Genomic DNA, 21745 nt, shown 5'->3' on the forward strand with positions numbered 1-21745 from the left:
AGGCGCTACGCCACCAGGCCGTGCCGGAACGCGTAGACCACGGCCTGCACCCGGTCGCGGAGGTCGAGCTTGGTGAGGATGCGCGACACGTACGTCTTGACCGTCTCGTGGCTGATCACCAGCGCGCCGGCGATCTCGCTGTTCGACAGGCCGTCCGCGATCAGCCGCAGCACCTCGAGCTCGCGCGCGGTCAGCGGGACCTCCCGGGGCCCGCCGACCGGCCGGATCCGTTCGGCGTAGCGGCCGACGAGCTGGCGGGTCACCTCGGGCGCGAGCAGCGCCGCACCGGCCGCGACCGTGCGGATGCCGTGCAGCAGCTGCGCCGGCGGGGCGTCCTTGAGCAGGAACCCGCTGGCGCCGGCCCGCAGCGCCTCGTAGACGTACTCGTCGAGGTTGAACGTCGTCACCACCAGCACCCTGGCCGGGCCGGCCACGCCGGCGCCCGCGAGCAGCCGGGTCGCCTCGATGCCGTCGAGCACGGGCATCCGGACGTCCATCACGACCACGTCCGGGTTCAGCCGCGCGGTCAGGTCGACCGCGGCCCGCCCGTCCCCGCACTCGCCGACCACCTGGAGGTCGGGCTGCGCGTCGATGATCGTCGCGAACCCGGTGCGGATCAACGCCTGGTCGTCGCAGACCAGCACGCGCGTCACGGGCGGACCACCGCCGGAATCCGTGCGGTCACCACGAAACCGCCGTCCCTGCGGCCCGCGCTGAACTCGCCGCCGAGCACGCCGACCCGGTCCCGCAGCCCGGCGAGCCCCCGCCCGCTGCCACCCGGTGCCGCGGCGGCCGGCCCCGCGCCGTCCGTTCCGACCTCCACCACGACCTCGCTCTCACCGTGCCGCACGTGCACCGTCGTCCGGTTGCCGTGCGCGTGCTTCAGGGCGTTGGTCAACGCCTCCTGCACCACCCGGTACGCCACCACCTTCGCGCTGCCCGCCACCGGTGCGCCCTCCTCGACGAACTCCACCGGCTGCCCGGCCTGCCGGGTCTGCTCGACGAGCGCGCCCAGGTCGCCCACCGACGGCGCCCGCACGTCCCCGCCGTGGTCCGGGTTCAGCAGCTCCAGCAGCTGCCGCAGGTCCGCGATCGACCGGCGGCCGGTGTCCGTGATCGCGGTCAGCGCCTGCTCCAGCCGTTCGGGGGCGGCGGTCAGGTACCGCGCCGCCTCCGCCTGCACCACCATCGCCGTCACGTGGTGGGTCACCACGTCGTGCAGCTCGCGTGCGATCCGCGTGCGTTCCGCGACCCGCGTCTCGGCGGCGACGTGCCGCCGCCGTTCCTCCTCCGCGTCCTGCGCCAGCCGCAGCCACGCCCCGATCCCCCACGCCAGGGCGAGCGCCAGGTAGAACGTGACGAATCCGGCGACGCCCTCCTGCGACCCGTCCCGGTCGAGCGCGACCGCCAGCGGCACGTACGCCACCGACACCAGAACCGCTGTGGTGCGCCGGAACCGGCGCAGATGCAGCCCGGTGCTCAGCAGCGCGATCGGCAGCGCCGTGCCGGCGACGGCGTGGTAGCCGAGGAGCTGGTCGGCGGCGAATCCCACGCACACCAGCGCGAGGCAGATGACCGGCCACCGCCTGCGCACGACCAGCGGCAGGCACTCCACCGCGATCACGACCAGCGCCAGCGCGTCCATCGGCCGGGTCGGCAGGTCACCCAGGTGCGTGCCGCGGTTGTGCAGCGCGGGCACGAAGGAGGCGAGCACCAGCGCCAGTGCCAGCGGGGCGTCCCTGACCGTGACGTCCCAGCGGCGCCACAGGTCCGGGACCCGGCGGAGGCTGATCACGCGGCGAGCGTAGTCGCGGTGACCGCGCGCCGGCGACGGGGCACGAGGTTCCCGCGCCGCTTCGCGAGCCACAGGAACACGACGGTCACCACGACCCCGCCCAGCACCGAGTACGCACTCGCCTCCGGCCCGAAGTCACCGCCGCTGAGCAGGTACGGCCCGGACGTGACGCCGTCCAGCAGCCCCTTCGGCGCGTCCGTGCCGGAGACGCTGGTGCTGAAGATGCCGCCCTGCGCGTAGTTCCAGCCGAAGTGCACCCCGATCGGCACCCACAGGGTGCGCGTGGCGGCGTAGACCGCGGCCAGCATGAACCCGGCCTCCACGGCGATGGCCACCGCACCCCACACGGTGGCGTGCTCGTTGAACAGGTGCGCCGCCCCGAACACCACCCCGGTCAGCACCAGCGAGAGCCACGTCCCGAGCCGCTGCTCGACGATGCGGAACAGCACCCCGCGGAACAGCAGCTCCTCCACGACCACCGCGACCGCCGTGAACCCCAGCAGCGCCACCGCACCCGACGCGGACCCGAACCCGCGCACCTCGTACCCGCCGAGCAGGGCGATGTTCAGGATGACCGCCCCGAACATCCCGAGCCCGATCGCCACTCCCCTGCCCAGCGCCCCCGCCGACCCGGCGAGCGCGACCTCGTCCGCCACCCGGTGTTCGGTCCGCCGCACCACCAGCGCGTACACCCACAGCGCCACCCCGGCCGCCACCAGCCCGAGCACCAGCGTCAACGGCGCGTTCCACCCCGCCAGCCCGACCACCGCGCTCCCGGCGAAAGCGACCAGCGCCACCGCCCCGAACTGCACCAACAGTCGCATGTCCCGTCCCTCACCAGCCGTCCGCGGCCGTCGTGCCGCGGCTACCGGGAACGCTAGGGACCCGAGCCCCGCAAATCGTCACCACGCAGTGGACATCCGCGGGTAGCTCGCACGGGGGACAACCCTCCACAGTGGAGCCTTTGCGCGGTCCCGGCACAGCGCCCCCACCCGTCGGCACGCGCTGCCGCCCGTCCGGCGGTTCCTCCTGACCCAACTAAGAGTTCACTTCGTTGGTCGTTGACAAACCGGACAGGCCCTCGACAGGCTGCACTCCCTGTGATCGAAAGGTAGCGCTTGCCATGAAACTCCGTTTGGTCTTACCGCTGCTCGCACTGCTCCTCGGCGCCGTCACCCCCGCCGTCGCGGCCGCGGCCCCCGTGGAGGCGGCCGACGCCTGCTACACCTGGAACCGCACCCTGTCGCAGGGCGCGTCGGGCGAGGACGTCCGCCAGCTGCAGATCAGGGTCGCCGGCTACCCCGGCTACGGCGCCGTGCTCGGCATCGACGGCCAGTTCGGTCCCGCCACCAAGGCCGCCGTCACCCGCTTCCAGCAGGCCTACGGCCTCGGCGCCGACGGCATCGCCGGCGCGGCCACCTTCTCGAAGATCTACGCCCTGCAGGACAACGACTGCACGCCGGTCAACTTCACCTACGACGAGCTCAACAACTGCAACTCCACCTGGGCCGGCGGCAACGTCTCCGCTGCCACCGCCAAGGCCAACGCCCTGGTCTCCATGTGGAAGCTGCAGGCCATGCGCCACGCCATGGGCGACCGCCCCATCGACGTGAACGGCGGCTTCCGCAGCGTCTCCTGCAACAACGCCGTCGGCGGCGCCTCGGGCAGCCGCCACCTCTACGGCGACGCCGTGGACCTCGGCGCCGGCCCGCAGGGCTTCTGCGCCCTCGCCAAGCAGGCCCGCAACCACGGCTTCAACGAGATCCTCGGCCCCGGCTACACCGGCCACAACGACCACGTGCACGTCGCGCACAAGTCGAGCCGCTTCTGGTCCGCACCGAGCTGCGGTATCTGATCCTCCCGGTCGCGTGGTGGTCAGCGAGCTGATCACCACGCGACCGGCCGTCATCACCACCGCCTTCACGCGCCGTGGTGCCCGACGGCAGTCCTGATCATGCACCACACAGTGAGAGCGGTGGTCACGGACAGCGATACCCCCTGATCCAGTACGTGTGATTTGCTCACGACGAGTACCTTTCTCACCAACCGCGGCGCCGCATCCGCACCGTCGCGCCCACCAGCCTGGTGGTGACCACGATCGACGAGGTGCGGCACCGCGCCGAGCTGTGACCGGACACCGACCCGCACGCGCGGAAACGGTCCCCCGTCACACCGCGTCGAGACGGCACAGGAAGCGGCGGATCACCGGGACGACCTGCTCGAAATGCGTCTCGAGCAGCCAATGGCCGCCGTCCGTGAGCACCAGCTCCGCCTCCGGGATGTCGCGCAGGTAGGCGCGTGCGGATTCCTCGGGCATGTAGCCGTCCTTCGGCCCCCAGACGATGAGCGTCCGCGGCTGGTGTTCGCGCAAATAGGCCTGATAACGCGGAAACCATTCAAGGTTGTCCTTCAAGCCCTCCATCAGCTTCCGCATGATGTCCCGCCGCTGCGGCGTGTTCATCAACGGCCAGTGGAGCTTCCACAGTTCCGGTGGTATCCGCGCGGCCTGGTCAGCAGGAACCTCGCCGACGAACTCGTCGCGGAAACCCTCTTCGCACACCGCTTCTTCGAGCGCCGCGCGGTTGCTGTCCGACGGATCGCGCCAGTACTCCCGGAGTTGCTCGTACTTGGGTCCGAGCGTGTCCTCGTAGATGTCGCCGTTCTGGATGATGAGGGCGGTCACGCGGTCAGGACGCCGGATGGCCAGCCGCAGGCCGATCTGCGAACCGTAGTCGTGCAGGTACAGGGCATACCGGTCAAGGCCCAGCTCATCGCAGAAGGCTTCGAGGAAGCCCGCGTAAGCGTCGAAGTCGAAGCCGAAGGCATCAGCCGGTGGCGTGTCGCTCAGGCCGAAGCCGGGGTAGTCCGGGGCCACCAGGCGCCACCGGTCCGCCAGTGCCGGCATGAGCCGCCGGTACTGGTACGACGAACACGGATAGCCGTGCGGGAGCAACAGCACAGGCGCGTCACTCGGGCCTGCTTCGCGGTAGAAGACCTGCATTCCCCCGACGTCGACGAAGCGGTGAGCTGTCGCGTTCGCGTCGGCGGTCAGCGGAGAAGCGCCTTGCGCTGGCGTGGAACTGCGCTGGGTCATGCAGCCATGCTGCCCAACGAACCGGACGACCGCAGCTCAAGCGGTCACCGTGAACCCGGCGGTGACGCCCGCGGGCCGTGCTCGTGGACCGTTCGGCTGGTCACAGGCGCGGCCGGCCGTGAAAAGGCGGTGAACGCACGACATAATGTCGCGCAGGCACCCGCCTCGATGGGAGGCACGATGGCAGAGGTCGGAGTTCCGCTGATCCGGCTGCGAGCGCTCAACGCGGTCACGGACCCGCCTCTCAAACAGCTCGACCTCGACAAGCTCATGGAGGTCCTGCTGGAGCGCACCCGTGAGCTGCTCGCCGTCGACACCGTCACCGTCCTGCTGGTGGACCGCAGCGGCACGCAGCTGGTCGCCAGGGCCACGTCCGGCTTCGAGGAGGAAGTGTTCCAGGGGGTGCGCGTGCCGGTCGGCAAGGGTTTCGCCGGCGCCGTGGCGCAGCGCCGGGAACCTGTTCAGCTCCACCGCGTCGACGAGTCGACGGTGGTCAACCCGCTGCTGTGGGAGCACGGGCTGCGGGCGCTGCTGGGCGTGCCGATGATCGCCGAGGGCGAGCTGACCGGCGTCGTGCACGTCGGCAGCACCACGCCCCGCCGGTTCACCGGCGAGGAGGTCGAGGCGCTGCAGCTGGTGGCCGACCGGCTCGCCGTCGGGGTCTACGTGGACCGGACCCGCTCCGAACGCGCCGCGGCCGCGATGCTGCAGGAGAGCCTGCTGCCGTCGAGGCTGCCGAGCACCGAGGGCTGGGAGCTGGCGGCCCGCTACGTCCCCGGCACGGACAGCGGTGTCAGCGGCGACTGGTACGACGTGTTCGAGCTGCCCGGCGCGCGCATCGGCGTGGTGATCGGCGACGTCGCCGGCAACGGGCTGCGGGCCGCCGTCGTGATGGGGCGGCTCAGGAGCGCGTTGCGCGCGTATGCGATGGACTACCCCGACCCCGCGGACGTGCTCGGCAAGCTCGACCGCAAAGCCAGCCACTTCGAGACCGGCACCATGGCCACCGCCGCCTACGCCGTCATCGACACGGCGACCGAACACATGCGCATCGCCGTGGCCGGCCACCTGCCTCCGCTCCTCGCGACGCCCGGTCACGAGACCTGCTTCCTGCCCGCCCACATCGGCCCGCCCATCGGGTTCGACCTCGGGAGCACAGGCCGGCGCAGCATCGACGTCGAGGTGCCGCCGGGAGCCTTGATGATCTTCTACACCGACGGTCTCGTCGAACGCCGGGGTGAGGACCTCGACGACGGCCTGGAGCGGCTGTGCCGCGTCATCTCCGCGGTCGACCCGGAAGCGGCGTGCGCACAGGCCATGGCCACGATGGTCGGCGACCAGCCAGCGACCGACGACATCGCGGTGGTGGCGGTGCGCCACGGCACCTGAGCCGGCCGGGCGTGCACCGAGGCGTGCGGTGTCGCAGCCGTCGCCGGGTGTCGCGCCCCGGTCTCCCGGCGAACTGACAGCGGTGATTTTGACGTGCCCCGATCGGGTACACCGGAGGGACGCCCGTGCACACCGCACCTCCCGGGAGAACCCATGACAGGCGCTTCCGACGGGCATCCAGAGCTGATCTTGGACGTGGACCTGCCGGGAGTCGCGACACCGCCGCTGGGCGAGCTGCGGCGCTCGTTGCGGAAGGCACTGTCGCACCTGGAAACCGACTGCGTGGAGGACGCCGAGCTGCTCGTCACGGAGCTGGTCAGCAACGCCTACGACCACGGCCGGCCGCCGATCGGCTTGCGCGTGTGCCAGCTGCCGGACTCCACACTGCACATCGACGTCGAGGACGGCGACCGGACGACCCTCCCCCGGCTTGGCTCCTCCCGGCTGGGCGAGGACCGGGGCCGCGGCTTGCTCCTGGTGACGCAGCTGTCCCGCGGGTGGGGATGCGTCGTGACCACGACGAGCAAGGTCGTGTGGGCGGAGCTGAGCTGCCGCGCGGCGCAGAACTGAGGCGTCAGCTCGGTTCCGGCTCGGACCTGCCGAAGTCGTCGGCGTGCCGGACGGGGATGAGGGTGTCGGTCGCCGTCATGCGCAGCAGGCGGCTGAGGCGGTCCGGAACGGCGGCCAGCGCCAGGCTGCCGCCACTGGCGTTCGCCTGCGCCCACAGCGCGATGACGACGCTCAGGCCCGACGAGTCGCAGAAGTCGACTTCCGACATGTCGAGCAGCAGGTGCGGAGTTCCCTCAGCGAGCAGGGACAGACCTCGCTCGCGGAGCCGGGGTGCGGTGAGCGGGTCCAGCTCGCCGCTGACGGCGATCAGGGCGTGGCCGGCACCGGCGTGCCGCACTTCGAGGCGGAAAGCTCTGGTCATGGACGGTCGGTGCTCCCGATCGGCACCTGGTTCGGCTCGGACGCGGTGACCGGCACGGCGGCGGTGGACGACCCGGCGGTCGCCGCGCCGGCACCGGGGGCACCGAGGGCGAGCAGAGCGACGTCGTCATCGGTGCCGTTGGGCAGTCCGGCGAGGAAGGCGACGGTGTCGGCCACGACAGCAGCCGCGGTGCAGGGGCCGGTGCGCGCCGCCAGCATCGCGGCGACACCCTCGGTGTCGAGCAACTGGTCGTCGGCGTCCCGGGCCTCGGTCAGGCCGTCGGTGTAGAGCAGCAGGGCCTGACCCGGTTCGAGGTCGACGGTGGTCGTGACGAAACGCGCACCGGACAGCGCGCCGACCAGCATCGCTCCCGGCAACTCGACCGGCCGCACCCCCCTGTCGCCACCGCCGTCGTCACCTGCCGAGAGGTGGAACGCCGGAGGATGCCCGCCGCCTGCCAGCCGCACGGTCACGCCACCGTCGTGGGCCGGGCGGAGGGTGCCGTACAGGACGGTGCAGAACCGGATGCCCACGCTCGGGTCGTGCAGCAGGGCCGTGTTGAGGGCGCTGAGCACCGCGACGGGGTCGTCGGGGTCGTGGTGCGCGGCGGCCCGCAGGGTGTAGCGGCTCAGCGAGGTCAGCGCCGCGGCCTCGACACCCTTGCCGCACACGTCGCCCAGGAAGAAACCCCACGTGTCGTCCGTCAGCGGGAAGACGTCGTAGAAGTCTCCGCCGAGCTGGTCGGGAGAAGCGGTGTGGTAGTGCCCGGCCAGCTCCACGCCGGGCACCGCCGGCAGTGACGGCGGCAGCAGGGTCTGCTGCAGCACCGCCAGCGTCGCGGCCAGTCGTTCCCGGTCGGCCTCGGCCTGCAGCCGGGCCTGCTCGGCCGCGGCGTAGGCCCGTTCGGCTTCCTGCCGGCGACGCAGGAGCTCCTCTTCGTAGGCCCGGCGGTCGGAGGCGTCGAACACCGTGGTGCGGATCAGCAGCGGCTCTCCCCCGTCACCGCGCTTGAGCGTCGACGAGACCAGCACCGGCAACCGCCTGCCACCGGACGCCTTCATCTCCAGGGCGATGCCCCGCAGCTCGCCCTGCATGCGCAGCAACGGCGCGAAGTGCGTCTCGTGGTACAGCTTGCCGCCGACGGTGAGCAGGTCGGCGAACCGCTTCCGGCCGACCACGGCCTCACGGGTCAGGCCCAGCCAGTCCAGCAACGTGGCGTTGATCTTCGCGATGGTGCCGTCCATCATCGTGGACAGGTAGCCGCAGGGCGCCGCGTCGTACAGGTCCTCCGCGCTGTCCTCCAGCAGAGCGGTGAACGCCGCGTCCGTGCTGCCGGTCTGACCCGGGTCCACACCGCTCCCGGTGTGGGCGGGCTCCGGCGCGTCCTCGGCGGACGCGCCGTCCGCGCGGCACATCACGGGCGGGTCCCGAGGAAGTCCAGGATCGCCTCTGCGGTGGCCTCGGGCGCGCTCAGCTGCGGGCAGTGCCCGGTGGCGTCGAGGGTGACCAGGCGCGAGGACGGGATGGCGGCGTGGACGAACGCACCGACCTCACGGGGCGCGATGACGTCCTCAGCGCACTCCAGCACCAGCGTGGGCACCGCGACACCGGCCAGGTCGGCACGGCTGTCGGTCAGGAACGTGGTGCGGGCGAACACCCTGGCGATGTCGGGATCGGTGGCGCAGAAGCTGTTGGTGAGCTCCTGCCCGAGCTCCGGCCGCTCCGGGTTGCCCATGATCACCGGCGCCATCGCCGAGGACCAGCCCAGGTAGTTCGACTCCAGCGAGACCAGCAGCTCGTCGATGTCCTCGGCGGTGAACCCACCGCGGTAGCCGGCGTCGTCGATGTAGCAGGGCGAGGGCGCCACCATCACCAGCGACCCGATCCGCCGCGGCGCCATCCGCGCGGCCAGCACCCCGACCATGGCGCTGACCGAATGCCCCACCAGCACCGCCTGCTCGATCTCGAGCTCGTCGCAGACGTCCACGACGTCCTGGGCGTACCCCTCCAGGCTCGAATACCGCTCGGTGCTCCACGCCGACAGGTCCGAGCCACCCGACCCCACGTAGTCGAACAACACCACCCGGTACCGCTGCGACAGCGCGGGGACGATCAGCCGCCACATGTTCTGGTCGCAGCCGAAGCCGTGCGCCAGCACCACGGTCGGGCCGCCGGTCGCGCCGGTGACCGTGACGTTGTTCCGGTGACGGATGTCCATCGCTTCTCCCTCGGACCTGTTCAAGCTGATCAGGGTAAGGCTTGGCGGCATCCGCACCTCCACCGACCGTGCCGCCGCACCTCGGCGACCGTCCGTGCGGGCCGGTGGTGGGAGCGGTTCCAGCACCGGCCGGGTCTGGCCGGTCACCCCGGCAACTGCGCAGCCAGCGGGGTCCGAACCATGTGCGCCATGGACTGCCGGGACCGCAGTACCCCGTGATCAAAGCTCGACAGGGCGGTGGGTCAGTGCCTCGTCGGCGATCTGCTCCGCACTCATGTTCTCCTCGTGGCGTACGGCAGCACTGCACACACGAGAAGGCTGCTGGTTCGCAGCCTTCTCGTGTGTCAGCCCGAGCATCGTTCCCGTGAGCGGGTCGACCACCGGCCACCGGCGCGAGATCAGGACGACCGCACCTCCGGTTCGCTGACCGAGCCGGCCCCGACACCGACCGGTGCCGGCCGGCCCGCGCGGCGTTCCCCGGCCCCGCTGCCCAACCGGACCTGCGAGGCAGCGCGGAACTCCCGGCGGACCCACAGCGGCCCGAGCAGGAGCAGCAGCAGTGCGGCGACCGGCATCATCGAGGAGGCCAACTGCTGGCCCGCGGTCATGTCCATCGGCTTCGCCGGGAACTCCGGCACGCCCACCCACCAGAACACCCGCAGCGTGAACACCGCCACGAGCAGCACGGCCACGGCGGACAGGCCGGCCGAGCGCCGTTGCCAGGCCCGCACCACCAGCCACACCAGCAGGGGGACCACGTACACCCAGTGGTGCTCCCAGCTCACCGGCGACACCAGCAGCCCGGTGAGCGCCGCGGCGCAGAAGCCCAGGAAGTCGGAGCCCCGGTGGTGGACATACCTGGCCACCGCGAGTCCCAGCACACCGACCAGGGCCAGCACGACGATCCACCAGCCGGCGAACACCTCGCTGAGCGACACCCTGGCCATGGCCGCGGCCAGTGACTGGTTGGGGGTGCTGAACACGGCGCCCGCCCGCGACGACTGGAACACCAGGCCGCCCCAGTACTCCAGGGAGTCGGCCGGTGCCACCGCGAAGCCCGCCGCGACCGTGCCCGCGAACGCCAGCACCGCCGTCCGCGCCGCCTTCCACTGGCCCGTGACCAGCAGGTAGGCGATGAAGATCAGCGGCGTCACCTTCAGCCCGGCCGCCACGCCGATGCCCACGCCGCGCCACCGGCCCGCGTCGCGGCGGAAGTCCAGCAGCACCAGCAGCACCAGGAACGCGTTGATCTGGCCGAAGATCAGGTGGATGCGGGTCGGCAGCAGGCAGAACACCAGGGCGAGGCCGACGACGGTCAGCACCAGGCGCGTCCTGGGGGCGCGGACGTCGGCGACGCCGAGGGTGATCCACACGATCGCGCCCAGCGCGATCAACGTCGCGGCGTTCCACAGCAGCCCGGCGGTGCCGAACGACAGGAAGGTCAAGGGGACGAAGAACAGCACGGCGGTCAGCGGCGGGTACAGGTACGGCATCGGCCCGTACAGGGGTGACATGATCACCACGTCGTACAGGGACTGGCCGTCGCGCACCGCCTGCCCGCTGGCGATGTAGACCCACAGGTCGGCCATGTAGCGCACACCCCAGTGCGCGTCACGGGTGTAGAGGACCTGGGCGATCAACGCCAGGGCGAACGCTGTGATGGCAACCGCGGACCAGGTGAGCACCCTGGTCCTGGTGTCAGCGCGAGTGGACACGGTCGTCGACCTTCCTCGTGGGTTCGGTGGCCGGGGGCGGAGCATCTGGGCGGGGGCCGAGCATCAGGTCGTCGTGGGTGGCCAGCCGCACGCGCGCTCCCTCGATCCCGAGGCGGTCCAGGACGCCGACCGCGTCGAACTCGTCGCAGCCGTTGAGCAGGAGGCTGACCGACCCACCGGCCTCGACGACCTCGTCGGTCACGCGCAGCGCGCCCGCGGGCACGCGGGCACCCGCCGGCAGCCGCACCACGGTGGCGATGTCGAACCGGGCACGGCGGCGTGGACCGTCGCGGCGGGTCGCGCGCACCTCGTGCTCCACCGCGGCGGCCAGCAGCCCGGCGGTGCGGTCCCACCGGAAGCCGCCGGCCCAGTCGCGGCAGCGCCGGGCGAGCTCCTGCGCGTGCCGCGGGTCCGCCTGCGGGGCGAGGTGACGTGCGACGGCGGGGGCGAGGTCGTCCGGCGAGCCGACGACCTCGCCGACCCGCACGAAGTCACGGGCGCCGACGGCGTCGAGTGCCACGCACGGCACGCCGTGGGCGGCGGCCTGCAGAACCGCCTGCGCGGGCAGTTCGCCGGCCGCCGCGGAGACGAACAGCCACGCCCGGCGCAGCGCCGCCACCCGCTCGTCGGCGGACACCCGGCCGCGGAACTCGACCGCGTGCGCGACGTCGAAGTCGTGCGCGATGCGCACCAACCTGGGCAGTTCCGGCCCGTCGCCGAGGACCTCCACCCGCAGCCGCGGGTGCTGCGCCAGCACGAGCGGAAGACCCCGCAGCAGCGCGTCCAGGTGACGTTCGGGCGCGGGCGCCACCACCACGGGGTGGTCGGCGCGCTCACCGCTGCCGGTCGCGGGCGCGGCACCGGGCGGTGCGACGAGCACGGGGCCGCGCAGACCCACGCGGCACCGCAGTTCGTGGCGCTTCGACGGGGACAGCACGACCGTTGTGCGACGGTCGCCGGCCCACCGCGCCAGGCGCACCGGCACCGGCAGCCGCTTGCGCCCACCGCGGTGCGACCCCAGCTCCAGCCGCACGACGGGGATGCGACCGCGCCCGGCCAGCCATGCCGTGGCCACCGCGCCGTCGGTCGCGTCCACCACCGCGTCGAAGCGGTGTGCGTGCCGCAGCACCCACACCACCAGCGAGGCCGGCCGCGCGAAGCGCCGGACCGCCACCCCCGTGACGGCCTCGTGGGCGGGCGTGCCGGTCACCGCCAGCGTGACCCGCGTTCCGCCGGCGGCCCAGCGCCGCACGACCTCGCGCACGTACCGCTCGCCCTCCGCCGCCGGGTCGTAGCCGGACACCACGAGCACCTGTCGCCGGGTGCTCATAGCGCCGCCTTCGCCCGGTACAGGCGCACCAGGTCCGCGAACGCCGCACGGCCGTCGTGCAGGGGGCGGAAGGTGGACCGCTGGTCGTCGGTCCAGGCCACGGGCACCTCGGCGATGCGCCCCCCGGCCAGCCGGATGCGCCGCAGCAGCTCCACGTCGAACGCGAACCCGTCGACCTGGCACCCCGCCAGCGCCCGCTGCACGGCCACCCGTTCGAAGAGCTTGAACCCGCACTGGGTGTCGTGCACCTCGGGCACCAGGCGGCGGGCCAGCGCGCGGAACACCGCGCCGCCGACCCTGCGGCTCAACGGCTGCGGGATCACCAGCTCGGCACCGGGAGCGTGCCGGGACCCGATCGCCGCCGCCGCGCCCGCTTCCAGCTCCGCCACCGCGCGGGTCAGCGTCCGCACCGGGGTGGACAGGTCCGCGTCGAGGAAACCGACGAACCGGGACGTGCTGCTCTCCAGGCCGCGGCGCACGGCCGCGCCCTTGCCGGGGCGGGCACAGCCGATGACCACCACGTCGGGATGACCGGCGACGGCGGTGGCGGTGCCGTCGGTGCTGCCGTTGTCCACCACCACGACCCGCGACCGCCACGGCCGGTCCGCCAGGAACTCGGTCAGCACGGCGAGCGTAGCGGGCAACCGGCCTGCCTCGTTGAACGCGGGCACCACCAGCTCCAGGTCCACTGTGGAGCGCAGCCGGGGGTCGTGGGCGGCGCGCTGCCGGGGCAGGACCACCGGGGGCGCTGTCATGACCGGTCCCCTTGAGCGGCCGCGTCGGCGACCAGCGAGCCGCGCGCGGTCGTGTGCCGGGAGGCGAACAGCTTCGGGTGGTTGGCCCGGATGCCGTCGACCACCACGTCGTACGGGAAGTCGTCGAACTCGCCGTGCTCGCGCAGGAACTCCATGTGCCGGCGGCCGTTCTCGTCGTACGGGTGGTACATGCTGTCGGTGCGGCCGTCGAACTCCAGCGGCTTGATCCGGTAGAGCTTGCACAGCATCTTGTTGAACACCGGGGTGGCGCGCACCCACCTGCCGTCGAGGAAGACGGTGGCGAGGCTGTGGTAGGTGAAGACGTTGCCGCCCATCAGCTCTTCCAGCTGCGGTGACGCGAGGTGGTTGCGCACGTCGCCGTAGTAGAGGCGGCTCGGGATGCCCACGGACCGCACGGCAGCGGCGTACACGATGGACTTGTGGACGCAGAAACCCGTGCCGCGCTGGATGATCGCGCTCGCCTTGAGGCCGTCACGGGTCAGGTCGGCGCCGTAGACCTCGTAGTGGATGCCGTCGCGCACCGCGTAGTAGAGGGCGCAGGCCCGTTCGACGTCGGTCATGCCCTCGCCACCGCCGGGCAGCACCCCGTGCACGAAGTCGCGGACGACGTCGCTGTCGTGGTCGAGGAACTCGGTGACGGCCAGGTTCGGGTGGAGCAGGCCGGTGTTGGCCGCTTGCACAGACATCTTCGGTCACTCTCCTCATAAACCCATCATGGAAGCGATGCGCTGCCGCTGGATGTCCGAGGTTCCGGAGTAGATCGTCCCGGCGACGGCGTTGCGCAGGTCCTTCTCCAGCCCGTACTCCGCGGTGTAGCCGTACCCTCCGAAGAGCTGCACCGCGGACAGGGCCGTGCTGACGTTGGCCTCGCTGGCCTGGAGCTTGGCGATGGCCAGGTCCGCGGTGACGTTCTTGCCGTTCTGGAGCTTCACCGCGGTGTCGTAGAGCCACTTGCGCGCGGTCTCCACCGCGATGCGCATCTCCACGACCCGGTTCGACACCGACTGGAACGACCCGATCTTCTGTCCGAACTGGACCCGCGTGCGGGCGTAGTCCACACAGCGCTCCAGCCGGTGCTGCATCTCGCCGACGTTGATGATGAAGGAGCACAGGATCTCCCACTTCATCACGTGGTCGAGGATGAGGAACCCCGCACCGGGCGAGCCGACGACGTTCGCCGCAGGCACCCGGCAGTCGTCGAAGTACAGCTCGCTCAGGGGCGAGGTGCGCAGCCCCATCTTGGCCACCGGTTTGCCCACGGTCAGACCGGGTGTGTCGCGGTCGACGAGGAACGCGGTGATGGCGGCGGGGCTGCCGCGCTTGCCGGTGCGGGCGTAGACGACGACCACGTCGGCCAGCGGCCCGTTGCTGATGAACGTCTTGCTGCCGTTGAGGACGTAGTGGTCGCCGTCGCGCACCGCGGAGGTGCGCATGGCCATGACGTCCGACCCGCCCTCGGGTTCGGTGATGGCGTGCGCGCCGATGACCGAGCCGTCGCACACCCCGGTGAGGTAGCGGTCCTTCAGCTCCGCTGAGCCGAAGCGCTGCAGCGGCACGCCGGTGCTGACCATGTGCGTGGACACCGAGAAGCTGAACCCGCCGTCGCGGCAGGTGTGGCCGAGGCCCTCCAGCACGTACATGGTGGTCAGCAGGTCTTGGCCGAGACCGCCCCACCGCTCGCCGAACGGCAGGCCGAGCAGCCCCGTCTCGCACAGCACCTTCCAGGCGCCCTCGGCGAACTCGCCGCCGGCGTCGCGCTCGACGTGGCCTTCGCCGAGCACCGGGCCGAGCTCCTCGACCGCCGCGCGCAACGAGCGCTGGTCCTCGTTCCACTCGATCATCACGTCACACCCCTTCCGCGACCGCTGTCCGCCGCGTGCGCAGCATGGTGCGGTCGACCTTGCCGGTGGAGGTGCGGGGCAGCGCCTCGTCGCCGATCTCGAACGCGCCGGGGATGGCGGTCCTGGGCAGCGCGGCGGCGCAGTGCGCCCGCAGGTGCAGTCCGTTGAGCCGCGAGCCCGGCGCGCGGCGGACCACCGCGCGCAGCACGGTCCCGGCCTCCTCGTCGGGGAGCGGGACCACGGCGGCCTCGACCACCTCGGGGTGGGCAAGCACGACGTTCTCGACCTCCTGGACGTTGGTGCGCACGCCGCGCACCTTCACCTGGTGGTCGGTGCGGCCGGTGAGGTGCACGAGCCCGGTCCCGTCGCGGCGGACCAGGTCACCGGTGCGGAACCAGCCGTCGTGCCACCGGTCGCGGGTGAGCTCGGGGTCGAGGTAGCCCTCGGCGCGGAACGGGGTGCGCACCACCAGCTCGCCGCTGTCGGCGTCGCGGTCCTCGTCGTCGACGATGCGGAACTCGACACCGTCGATCGGGGTGCCGATCGGCGTCGGCGTGCGGGTCGGGTCGATGCGGTGCACGAAGCTGTCGTTGGTCTCGGTGCAGCCGTAGACGTTCCACAGCCGGGCCTGCGGGAAGGCGGCCGCGACGCCGGTGAGCAGTGCGGGCGGAGCGGCGTCCCCGGTGAGCAGGACCTCCCGCACGGCCGGGAGGACCCGCCCGGTCGCGGTGACCAGCCGGAAGAACAGCGGCACCGCCTGCACCACCGCGGGTGCCCACTCGGCGCACAGATCGGCCAGGTGGTCGCCGTCGGTCGCGCGTTCGGGGTCGACCAGGTCCGTGCGGGCGCCGACGGCCAGTGCCGCCCACAGGTCCAGCAGGCACAGGTCGAAGTTGAGCGGCGCGTAGTTGAGCACCCCGACGCCGGGGCCGATGCCGAACGTGCGGGCGGACCAGGCGAGGAACTCGTCCACGCCCCGTTCGGCGAGCACGACGACCTTGGGCGTGCCGGTGGAGCCGGAGGTGGTCAGCAGCAGACCGGGTCCGGGCAGCACGGCGGCGTCGGCGCCGGTCGTCCGCACGCCCTGCGGGGTGAGCACGTGCGAGCAGCCGACCTGCTCGCACAGCCGCAGCAGGGCGTCGTGGCCCAGCGTCGCGGAGGGCAGCAGCACCCGCCTGTTCTCGCGGAAGCACGCGATGAGCAGTGCGATGGTCTCCGGCGACTTGTGCGCGGGCACGCACACCGGCGCGTCGGCCGGGACGTCGTGCAGCAGCGACGCGGACTCCCGCGCCAGCCGGTCCAGGGAGGCGTAGTCCACCGCGGCCCCGGCCCAGGACAACGCCGGGGCGTGCGGTCGTGCGTCCACCTGCGCGGCGAACGCGGTCACGAACGATGTGGTGGGCATGGTGGTTCCCCAGTCGAGGTCGGGCCGGCTCAGCGGCCGGCGGTCAGCAGTCCGCCACCGGGCACCCGCGCGTCCAGGCCGGTGAGGTCGAGCAGTCGCCACAGGCACGCCTGGTTGGAGGTCACGACCGGCACGCCGAGCCGGCGCTCCAGCTCCTCGACGGCCTCCCAGGAGCGGAAGCCGCTGCCGGGCAGCAGCAGCCCGTCGGCGTGCGCGGGGAAGGCCGCCGCGGCCTGGCGGCACACCTCGGCGGGGTGCACGTCCCAGCGCCCGCCGCGGTCGAAGAGCCGGTGGCGCTCGACGCCGTCCCACCGCTCGCCCAGCCGGAAGGGCACCAGCGCGGCGGGTTCGAACCCGGCGGCCGTCAGGTAGGACTCCGCGGCGGCGAACGTCGGCGCGGTGAACCACGGCGGCGCGAGCACCATGGGACGGCGCACGCCGAGCGTGGTCAGCGCGGCGCGGATGGCCTGCCCGGCGGTGTAGACCGGGGTGCCGCCGGTCAGCTCCGCGGCCGCGGCGGTGAACCCGGTGTCGAACTCCAGGCCGCCGAAGAAGCTGGCCGACCCGAAGCACAGGCAGATCGCCGAGACGCCCAGCTCGCCGAGCTGCACCAGGCCGCGCCGCACGTCCGGGCTGGACACCACGCGTTCCCAGGACTCGCTGGTGTACTCGGCGCCGGTGCTGGTCGGGCTCTCGAAGCGGGCCGTGTGGACGGTGACGCCCGGCGGCGCCATGGACCACAGCTCCGCCTCGACCACCGGGTCGTTGTGCACGACCAGCACCCCCAGCCGCGCGGTCCAGGCCTGCGCCCTCACGACCGGCTCCCCTCACGCCGGACCGGCCCGAACCAGGCCAGCAGCGCGCCTGCCGCAGCCGCCACGGCGGTGGTCACGAACGCCGCGGCGAACGCGCCGGCGTCGGGCTCACGACCGAGCACCAGCACCAGCACGGCCACGCCGAGGGCGCCCGCCATGTACTGCGAGGTCGTCATCAGCGCGCTTCCGGTGCCCTGGTTGCGGTCCTCGACGTCGGCCGTGCCGGCGATGAACATCGACACGTAGGTCACGCCGTGGGCGAAGCCGGTGATCAGCAGACCCGGCAACAGGTGCACGACGTAGCTGTCGCCGTGCGCCTGGAACGCGAGCAGCAGCAGGCCGGCCGCGTCCGCGACGAACGCCAGCGCGAGCGTGGCCCGCACCCCGATCGCGGCCACGATGCGCGCCGCCACGGAGTTCGCCACCGCGATCGCCACCGCCATCGGCAGGAACGCCAGCCCCGCGGCCAGCGGGTCGTAGCCGCGCAGCTGCTGCACCAGCAGCGTCACCACGAAGAACTGGTTGCCGACGCTGGCCATGTAGAGCGCCGTGGTGCCGCAGCCGACCAGCAGCGAACGGGTGCGCCGCAGCACGGGGTCGACCAGCGGGCGTTCGCTGCGCCGCTCCTGGACCACGAACCAGGCGAGGAGCACCGCGGCCGCGCCGAACGCCGCCAGGGCACCGGGGTCCGTCCAGCTGCCGCCCGCCGTCAGCGTCAGCGCCAGCGCCGCGGACAGCACGGCACCGGTGCACAGCACGGCGCTGGGCACGTTGAGACCGCCGCGATCAGCGGTGGTGATCTCGTTGCGGGGCAGGAGCTTCGGCGCGGCGAACGCGCAGATCGCCGCCAGTGGCAGGTTGATCAGGAACACCCACCGCCAGGACACCGTGGTCAGCAGGCCACCGATGACCACGCCCGCGGCCAGCCCGGACGCGCCGACCGTTCCCCACACGCCCAGGGCGCGGTTGCGGGCGGGTCCGGCGGGGAACGAGGTGTTGATCAGGGCGATGACCGCGGGCTGGAGCACCGCGGCCGCGACGCCCTGGGCGGCGCGGGCCACCAGGAGCAGCGGTGCGCTCGGCGCGAGGCCGCCCAGCAGCGAGGCCACGCCGAACAGCAGGGTGCCTGCGATGAACAGGCGGCGCGGGCCGAACCGGTCCGACACCCGGCCGCCGACGACGAGGAACCCGGCGAAGAACACCGCGTAGCCGCTGACCACCCACTGCAGGGAGCTCTCGGTCAGCGCCAGGTCCGCGCCGACGCTGGGCAGTGCGATGTAGACGATGGAGTAGTCGAGTGCGATGAGGAACTGCGCCACGGCGAGGATCGCGAGTGCCGCGTTCGCGGTGCGCCCGCGTGCCGTGGCGTCTTCCGTACTGGTCATGGTGATCACCTCGAAGGGGTGCTGATCGGGGAGGAGGACGGTGCCGAGCCCGAGCGCGTCGGCGTGCACGGCACTCGCCCCCGCGGCCAGCAGCTCGTCGGCGGTGGCGACGCCGGTGGCCACGCCCAGGGCGGTCATGCCCGCGGCACGGGCCATGGCCATGTCGTCGACCGCGTCACCGACGACGACGCAGTCGGCCGGGATGACGCCGAGCCGGTCGGCCGCCAGCAGGGCCAGGTCGGGGTGCGGTTTGCCGCGGTCGGCCATGCCGTGGCAGACGAGAACGTCGAAGTGGACCAGCAAACCGGTGGCCGCCAGCAGCTCCACCGCGCTGCGGTGCACCTTGCTGGTGACCGCGGCGACGGGACGGCCGTCCGCGCGCAGGCCGTCGAGCAGCTCGGGCACGCCGGGCAGGACCAGCTCGCGCGCCGACGGGATGACCACCTCGGTGAACAGCTCACGGGCCCGGTCGGCGGCGCGCTCGGCACCGGGGTGTTCGGGCGGGAGGCCGAGCAGCAGCGCCAGGGAGGCGACCAGCGGGCGGCCGACGGTGGCGCGCAGCCGCGCCTCGTCCGCAGAGCCGCCGTTCTCGGCCACCACCTGGCGCAGCACCGCCGTCATCCCGGCCGGCGTGTCGACCAGCGTGCCGTCGACGTCGAACAGAACGGCGGTGCTCACGCCTGCTCCTCCGGGCGGCTGCGCTGGAGCGCCGAGGCGAACCCGGCGGCCAAGGCGCTGGTGGACAGCAGGACCGACCGGTTGGCCTCGCCGGTGCGGCCGCTGGTGGCCTTGCCGACCGCGCTGAGGATGGCCGGCGTCACGTCCTTGCCCTGCACGCCCGCCGCCTCGGTCTCGGCCTGCTTCTCCCGCACCAGCGCGTAGACCTCGTCCGCGGGCAGGGCGTCCTCGGCGTGGATCGGGTGGGTGACGAGGAAGCCACCGGTGTTGCCCACCGCCCAGTGCAGGCGCACCGCGGCCGCCAGCTCGTCGAGGTCGTCCACGCGGCGCGGGTTGCGCTCGCCGCTGGAGACGCTGTAGTAGGCCGGGAAGTCGTCGCAGCGGTAGCCCACCACCGGAACGCCCTGGGTTTCCAGGTACTCCAGGGTGAGCGCCGGGTCCAGCAGCGACTTGGCACCCGCGCAGACCACGGCCACCCGGTGCCGGGTGAACTCCACCAGGTCCGCTGAGATGTCGAAGCTGCGCTGCGCTCCGAAGTGGACACCGCCGATGCCGGCGACCGCGAACACCTCGATGCCGGCCCTGGCGGCGGCGACCAGGGCCGCGGAGACCGTCGTGCCGCCGTGCCCACCGCCGGCCAGCACGGGACCGAGGTCGCGGGCCCCGACCTTCGGCACGGTCGGCGTGGTGGCGAACAGCTCCACCTGCTCGTCGGACATGCCCACCACGAGCCGGCCGGACACGATGCCGGTGCGGGCGGGCACGGCGCCTTCGGCGCGGATGGCCTTGTCCATGTCGAGCGCGGTCTGGAGGTTCAGCGGGTGCGGCAGGCCCTGCACCACACCGGAAGACTCCAGCGCCACCACCGGCCGGCCCTCGGCCAGCGCGTCGGCGACCTCCTCGGACACCGAGAAGAACTCGTCGCGTGCGGACACCGTGAACTCCTTCGCGTCGTGTCTTGGGGTCGGCCGGTGGCGTGGAAGCGGGAGCGCTCCCACGCCACCGGTCGCCGGTCAGTACTGGGAGAACTCGTCCGTGTCGAAGTTGTGCCGCTCGTCCCCGCGCAGCGGCGGGTTGAAGACGCTGATCAGCTCCAGGTCCTGTTCGGGGGAGGCGATCAGGAAGTGCCGGTCGTGCCGGTCCAGCGCGTACATCACGCCCGGCTCGATCTCGTGCGTCGTGCCGTCCTCGTCGATCACCTGTCCGCGCCCCGCGATGCAGTAGCACGCCTCCAGGTGGTTGCGGTACTCCAGCGGGGACTTCGACCCCGCCTTCACGACGGTGTGAGCGATCGTGAAGCCCATGTTGTCCTTCTGGACCAAGAGCCGGTAGCTGAGCCCGTTCCCCCAGTCGATGCCGTCGATGCCGGCCTTGTCGCGCACGATCATGTGCGTGAGCCCTCCCTCTCCTCGGTCTTTCAGACGTAGGTGTGTGCGTCCGCGATGAAGGCCGTGATGGCCTCCACCGAGCTGAACTGGGCCGGGGAGACGTCGCGCTCCTCGACCGGGATCTCGTAGCGCTCGCCCACCCAGGCGATGAGGCGGAGCAGGCCCAGGCTGTCCACCACCCCGTTGTCCAGCAGGTCGTAGTCGGACGGGAGCTGGTCGGGTGTGACGTCCGGGGCGAAGGTGGTCACGATGAACCGCTTGACCTCGTTCTCGATCGACACTCGTGGTCCTCCTCCTGGGTTTGTCCGTGCTGCCGTTGTTCGGTCAGCAGGTCGACGAGCAGCACGTGGTCCGCACCGGTGCGGCCGGCGCGCTCGCCGGTGACGACCTGCCGCAGGTCCGCCTCGACGGGACGGCCCTGCGGGCACGCCGCGCTCAGCAGAGCCAGGTCGTCGACGAACCGGCCGTCCACCGCGCCGGTCAGCGCCGCGGGCAGCTCGCCGCCGCTGGCGTTGACCAGCAACGCCCCGCGGGGCAGGTGCGTGGGCCACGTGTCGAGGCCGGCGCCGGAGGTGACGACCACGAGGTTCGCCCCGAACACCGCCTCAGCCGCCGTGGCGGCCACGTGCAGCCCGATGCCGGTCCGGTGGAGCCCGTCCACCAGGTCGCGGTCCAGCGGCGCGCCGTCGAGCACGCGGACCGCGACGTGGGTCAGGTCCGGCACGGAGCGGGTCAGCGACTCCAGCTGAGCCCGCACCGCCTGGCCCGTGCCCACCACCGACGCGGTGACCACGCCGGGTGCGAGCAGGTACCGGGCGGCCAGCGCGGTGAGCACCGCGGTGTGGTGCTCCTGCGCTACCGCCGACCGCAGCGCACCCGTCACGGCCGCACCGGTCATGAGCCGCTCGACCACGGCGTCCACGAGATCGGGCGCCAGGTGTCGCCTGGAGCCCACCTGGGAACAGTTCACGTGCGCTGCCCTCCG

Annotated in this window: 22 protein-coding genes; 3 read left to right on the forward strand and 19 right to left on the reverse strand. The window is 72.4% G+C overall.

The features are described 5' to 3' along the window. Nucleotides 1-5 precede the first annotated feature (5 nt). From ACVDFE_RS35220 to ACVDFE_RS35230, 3 genes are read right to left on the reverse strand one after another with little or no spacing between them, the layout of a single operon-like run. Nucleotides 6-653, reverse strand: a complete 648-nt coding sequence (locus ACVDFE_RS35220) for a response regulator transcription factor (RefSeq protein WP_360402026.1) — start codon at nucleotides 651-653, stop codon at nucleotides 6-8. Then, a complete protein-coding gene (locus ACVDFE_RS35225; protein ID WP_360402029.1) occupies nucleotides 650-1795 on the reverse strand; it encodes a sensor histidine kinase in 1146 nt (381 codons plus the stop codon). Before ACVDFE_RS35225 ends, ACVDFE_RS35220 begins: the two co-directional genes overlap by 4 nt. Then, nucleotides 1792-2619: a CPBP family intramembrane glutamic endopeptidase gene (locus tag ACVDFE_RS35230; RefSeq protein ID WP_458433506.1), complete on the reverse strand. Its 828-nt coding sequence runs from the start codon at nucleotides 2617-2619 to the stop codon at nucleotides 1792-1794. The genes ACVDFE_RS35225 and ACVDFE_RS35230 overlap by 4 nt, the downstream gene beginning before the upstream one ends. A 299-nt stretch (nucleotides 2620-2918) precedes the next feature. Here ACVDFE_RS35230 and ACVDFE_RS35235 point away from each other — a divergent pair, with 299 nt between their 5' ends. Beyond that, entirely contained in the window at nucleotides 2919-3650 is a 732-nt protein-coding gene (locus ACVDFE_RS35235; protein ID WP_360402035.1) for a D-Ala-D-Ala carboxypeptidase family metallohydrolase, read from the forward strand. A 312-nt stretch (nucleotides 3651-3962) separates the two neighbouring features. On the opposite strand, the gene ACVDFE_RS35240 is transcribed toward ACVDFE_RS35235, so the two are convergent. After that, entirely contained in the window at nucleotides 3963-4889 is a 927-nt protein-coding gene (locus ACVDFE_RS35240) for an alpha/beta fold hydrolase (RefSeq protein WP_458433507.1), read from the reverse strand. A gap of 180 nt (nucleotides 4890-5069) precedes the next feature. Here ACVDFE_RS35240 and ACVDFE_RS35245 point away from each other — a divergent pair, with 180 nt between their 5' ends. Together ACVDFE_RS35245 and ACVDFE_RS35250 are read left to right on the forward strand one after the other, a co-directional pair. Then, nucleotides 5070-6278 carry a PP2C family protein-serine/threonine phosphatase gene (locus tag ACVDFE_RS35245; RefSeq protein WP_458433508.1) on the forward strand — a complete coding sequence of 403 codons (1209 nt, stop codon included), beginning with the start codon at nucleotides 5070-5072 and terminating at the stop codon, nucleotides 6276-6278. A gap of 153 nt (nucleotides 6279-6431) precedes the next feature. After that, nucleotides 6432-6848 carry an ATP-binding protein gene (locus ACVDFE_RS35250; protein WP_360402044.1) on the forward strand — a complete coding sequence of 139 codons (417 nt, stop codon included), beginning with the start codon at nucleotides 6432-6434 and terminating at the stop codon, nucleotides 6846-6848. A gap of 4 nt (nucleotides 6849-6852) precedes the next feature. Here the strand turns inward: ACVDFE_RS35250 and ACVDFE_RS35255 are convergent, their stop codons facing one another. From ACVDFE_RS35255 to ACVDFE_RS35325, 15 genes are all read right to left on the reverse strand, one after another. Continuing rightward, on the reverse strand, nucleotides 6853-7209 hold the full coding sequence (locus ACVDFE_RS35255) for an STAS domain-containing protein (RefSeq protein WP_360402047.1): 357 nt from the start codon (nucleotides 7207-7209) through the stop codon (nucleotides 6853-6855). Further along, nucleotides 7206-8624 carry a PP2C family protein-serine/threonine phosphatase gene (locus ACVDFE_RS35260; RefSeq protein ID WP_458434449.1) on the reverse strand — a complete coding sequence of 473 codons (1419 nt, stop codon included), beginning with the start codon at nucleotides 8622-8624 and terminating at the stop codon, nucleotides 7206-7208. Before ACVDFE_RS35260 ends, ACVDFE_RS35255 begins: the two co-directional genes overlap by 4 nt. Continuing rightward, nucleotides 8624-9427 carry an alpha/beta fold hydrolase gene (locus tag ACVDFE_RS35265; protein ID WP_360402050.1) on the reverse strand — a complete coding sequence of 268 codons (804 nt, stop codon included), beginning with the start codon at nucleotides 9425-9427 and terminating at the stop codon, nucleotides 8624-8626. Before ACVDFE_RS35265 ends, ACVDFE_RS35260 begins: the two co-directional genes overlap by 1 nt. Nucleotides 9428-9825: 398 nt before the next feature. Continuing rightward, nucleotides 9826-11142 carry a glycosyltransferase 87 family protein gene (locus ACVDFE_RS35270; RefSeq protein ID WP_458433509.1) on the reverse strand — a complete coding sequence of 439 codons (1317 nt, stop codon included), beginning with the start codon at nucleotides 11140-11142 and terminating at the stop codon, nucleotides 9826-9828. Further along, nucleotides 11126-12472, reverse strand: a complete 1347-nt coding sequence (locus tag ACVDFE_RS35275; RefSeq protein WP_458433510.1) for a glycosyltransferase family 4 protein — start codon at nucleotides 12470-12472, stop codon at nucleotides 11126-11128. The genes ACVDFE_RS35270 and ACVDFE_RS35275 overlap by 17 nt, the downstream gene beginning before the upstream one ends. After that, nucleotides 12469-13227 carry a glycosyltransferase gene (locus ACVDFE_RS35280; protein ID WP_360402099.1) on the reverse strand — a complete coding sequence of 253 codons (759 nt, stop codon included), beginning with the start codon at nucleotides 13225-13227 and terminating at the stop codon, nucleotides 12469-12471. The genes ACVDFE_RS35275 and ACVDFE_RS35280 overlap by 4 nt, the downstream gene beginning before the upstream one ends. Beyond that, a complete protein-coding gene (locus ACVDFE_RS35285) occupies nucleotides 13224-13934 on the reverse strand; it encodes a transglutaminase-like domain-containing protein (RefSeq protein WP_360402102.1) in 711 nt (236 codons plus the stop codon). Before ACVDFE_RS35285 ends, ACVDFE_RS35280 begins: the two co-directional genes overlap by 4 nt. 15 nt (nucleotides 13935-13949) lie before the next feature. After that, nucleotides 13950-15089, reverse strand: coding sequence for an acyl-CoA dehydrogenase family protein (locus ACVDFE_RS35290; protein ID WP_360402105.1), 1140 nt, complete (start codon nucleotides 15087-15089; stop codon nucleotides 13950-13952). Nucleotides 15090-15093: 4 nt separating this feature from the next. Next, nucleotides 15094-16494 carry a class I adenylate-forming enzyme family protein gene (locus ACVDFE_RS35295; RefSeq protein WP_458433511.1) on the reverse strand — a complete coding sequence of 467 codons (1401 nt, stop codon included), beginning with the start codon at nucleotides 16492-16494 and terminating at the stop codon, nucleotides 15094-15096. Nucleotides 16495-16523: 29 nt separating this feature from the next. Further along, complete coding sequence (locus ACVDFE_RS35300) at nucleotides 16524-17309, reverse strand: maleate cis-trans isomerase family protein (RefSeq protein ID WP_458433512.1); 786 nt, start codon at nucleotides 17307-17309, stop codon at nucleotides 16524-16526. Continuing rightward, nucleotides 17306-19372 (reverse strand): MFS transporter, encoded by a 2067-nt coding sequence (locus ACVDFE_RS35305; RefSeq protein WP_458433513.1) that lies wholly within the window; start codon nucleotides 19370-19372, stop codon nucleotides 17306-17308. Before ACVDFE_RS35305 ends, ACVDFE_RS35300 begins: the two co-directional genes overlap by 4 nt. Then, nucleotides 19369-20307, reverse strand: a complete 939-nt coding sequence (locus tag ACVDFE_RS35310) for a pseudouridine-5'-phosphate glycosidase (protein ID WP_458433514.1) — start codon at nucleotides 20305-20307, stop codon at nucleotides 19369-19371. The genes ACVDFE_RS35305 and ACVDFE_RS35310 overlap by 4 nt, the downstream gene beginning before the upstream one ends. Nucleotides 20308-20385: 78 nt before the next feature. Further along, nucleotides 20386-20760 (reverse strand): ectoine synthase, encoded by a 375-nt coding sequence (locus tag ACVDFE_RS35315; RefSeq protein WP_360402123.1) that lies wholly within the window; start codon nucleotides 20758-20760, stop codon nucleotides 20386-20388. 29 nt (nucleotides 20761-20789) lie between these two features. Continuing rightward, nucleotides 20790-21041 (reverse strand): acyl carrier protein, encoded by a 252-nt coding sequence (locus ACVDFE_RS35320; RefSeq protein WP_458433515.1) that lies wholly within the window; start codon nucleotides 21039-21041, stop codon nucleotides 20790-20792. Further along, on the reverse strand, nucleotides 21005-21715 hold the full coding sequence (locus ACVDFE_RS35325) for a hypothetical protein (RefSeq protein WP_360402129.1): 711 nt from the start codon (nucleotides 21713-21715) through the stop codon (nucleotides 21005-21007). The genes ACVDFE_RS35320 and ACVDFE_RS35325 overlap by 37 nt, the downstream gene beginning before the upstream one ends. Nucleotides 21716-21745 lie beyond the last annotated feature (30 nt).

Source organism: Lentzea chajnantorensis, assembly GCF_054300775.1.

Excerpts from the sequence above, each read along its gene's own strand:
- ACVDFE_RS35230 (WP_458433506.1), bottom strand. The coding sequence starts at position 2,619 with ATGCGACTGTTGGTGCAGTTCGGGGCGGTGGCGCTGGTCGCTTTCGCC.
- ACVDFE_RS35235 (WP_360402035.1), top strand. The coding sequence starts at position 2,919 with ATGAAACTCCGTTTGGTCTTACCGCTGCTCGCACTGCTCCTCGGCGCC.
- ACVDFE_RS35240 (WP_458433507.1), bottom strand. The coding sequence starts at position 4,889 with ATGACCCAGCGCAGTTCCACGCCAGCGCAAGGCGCTTCTCCGCTGACC.
- ACVDFE_RS35245 (WP_458433508.1), top strand. The coding sequence starts at position 5,070 with ATGGCAGAGGTCGGAGTTCCGCTGATCCGGCTGCGAGCGCTCAACGCG.
- ACVDFE_RS35250 (WP_360402044.1), top strand. The coding sequence starts at position 6,432 with ATGACAGGCGCTTCCGACGGGCATCCAGAGCTGATCTTGGACGTGGAC.
- ACVDFE_RS35255 (WP_360402047.1), bottom strand. The coding sequence starts at position 7,209 with ATGACCAGAGCTTTCCGCCTCGAAGTGCGGCACGCCGGTGCCGGCCAC.
- ACVDFE_RS35260 (WP_458434449.1), bottom strand. The coding sequence starts at position 8,624 with ATGTGCCGCGCGGACGGCGCGTCCGCCGAGGACGCGCCGGAGCCCGCC.
- ACVDFE_RS35265 (WP_360402050.1), bottom strand. The coding sequence starts at position 9,427 with ATGGACATCCGTCACCGGAACAACGTCACGGTCACCGGCGCGACCGGC.
- ACVDFE_RS35275 (WP_458433510.1), bottom strand. The coding sequence starts at position 12,472 with ATGAGCACCCGGCGACAGGTGCTCGTGGTGTCCGGCTACGACCCGGCG.
- ACVDFE_RS35280 (WP_360402099.1), bottom strand. The coding sequence starts at position 13,227 with ATGACAGCGCCCCCGGTGGTCCTGCCCCGGCAGCGCGCCGCCCACGAC.
- ACVDFE_RS35285 (WP_360402102.1), bottom strand. The coding sequence starts at position 13,934 with ATGTCTGTGCAAGCGGCCAACACCGGCCTGCTCCACCCGAACCTGGCC.
- ACVDFE_RS35290 (WP_360402105.1), bottom strand. The coding sequence starts at position 15,089 with ATGATCGAGTGGAACGAGGACCAGCGCTCGTTGCGCGCGGCGGTCGAG.
- ACVDFE_RS35295 (WP_458433511.1), bottom strand. The coding sequence starts at position 16,494 with ATGCCCACCACATCGTTCGTGACCGCGTTCGCCGCGCAGGTGGACGCA.
- ACVDFE_RS35315 (WP_360402123.1), bottom strand. The coding sequence starts at position 20,760 with ATGATCGTGCGCGACAAGGCCGGCATCGACGGCATCGACTGGGGGAAC.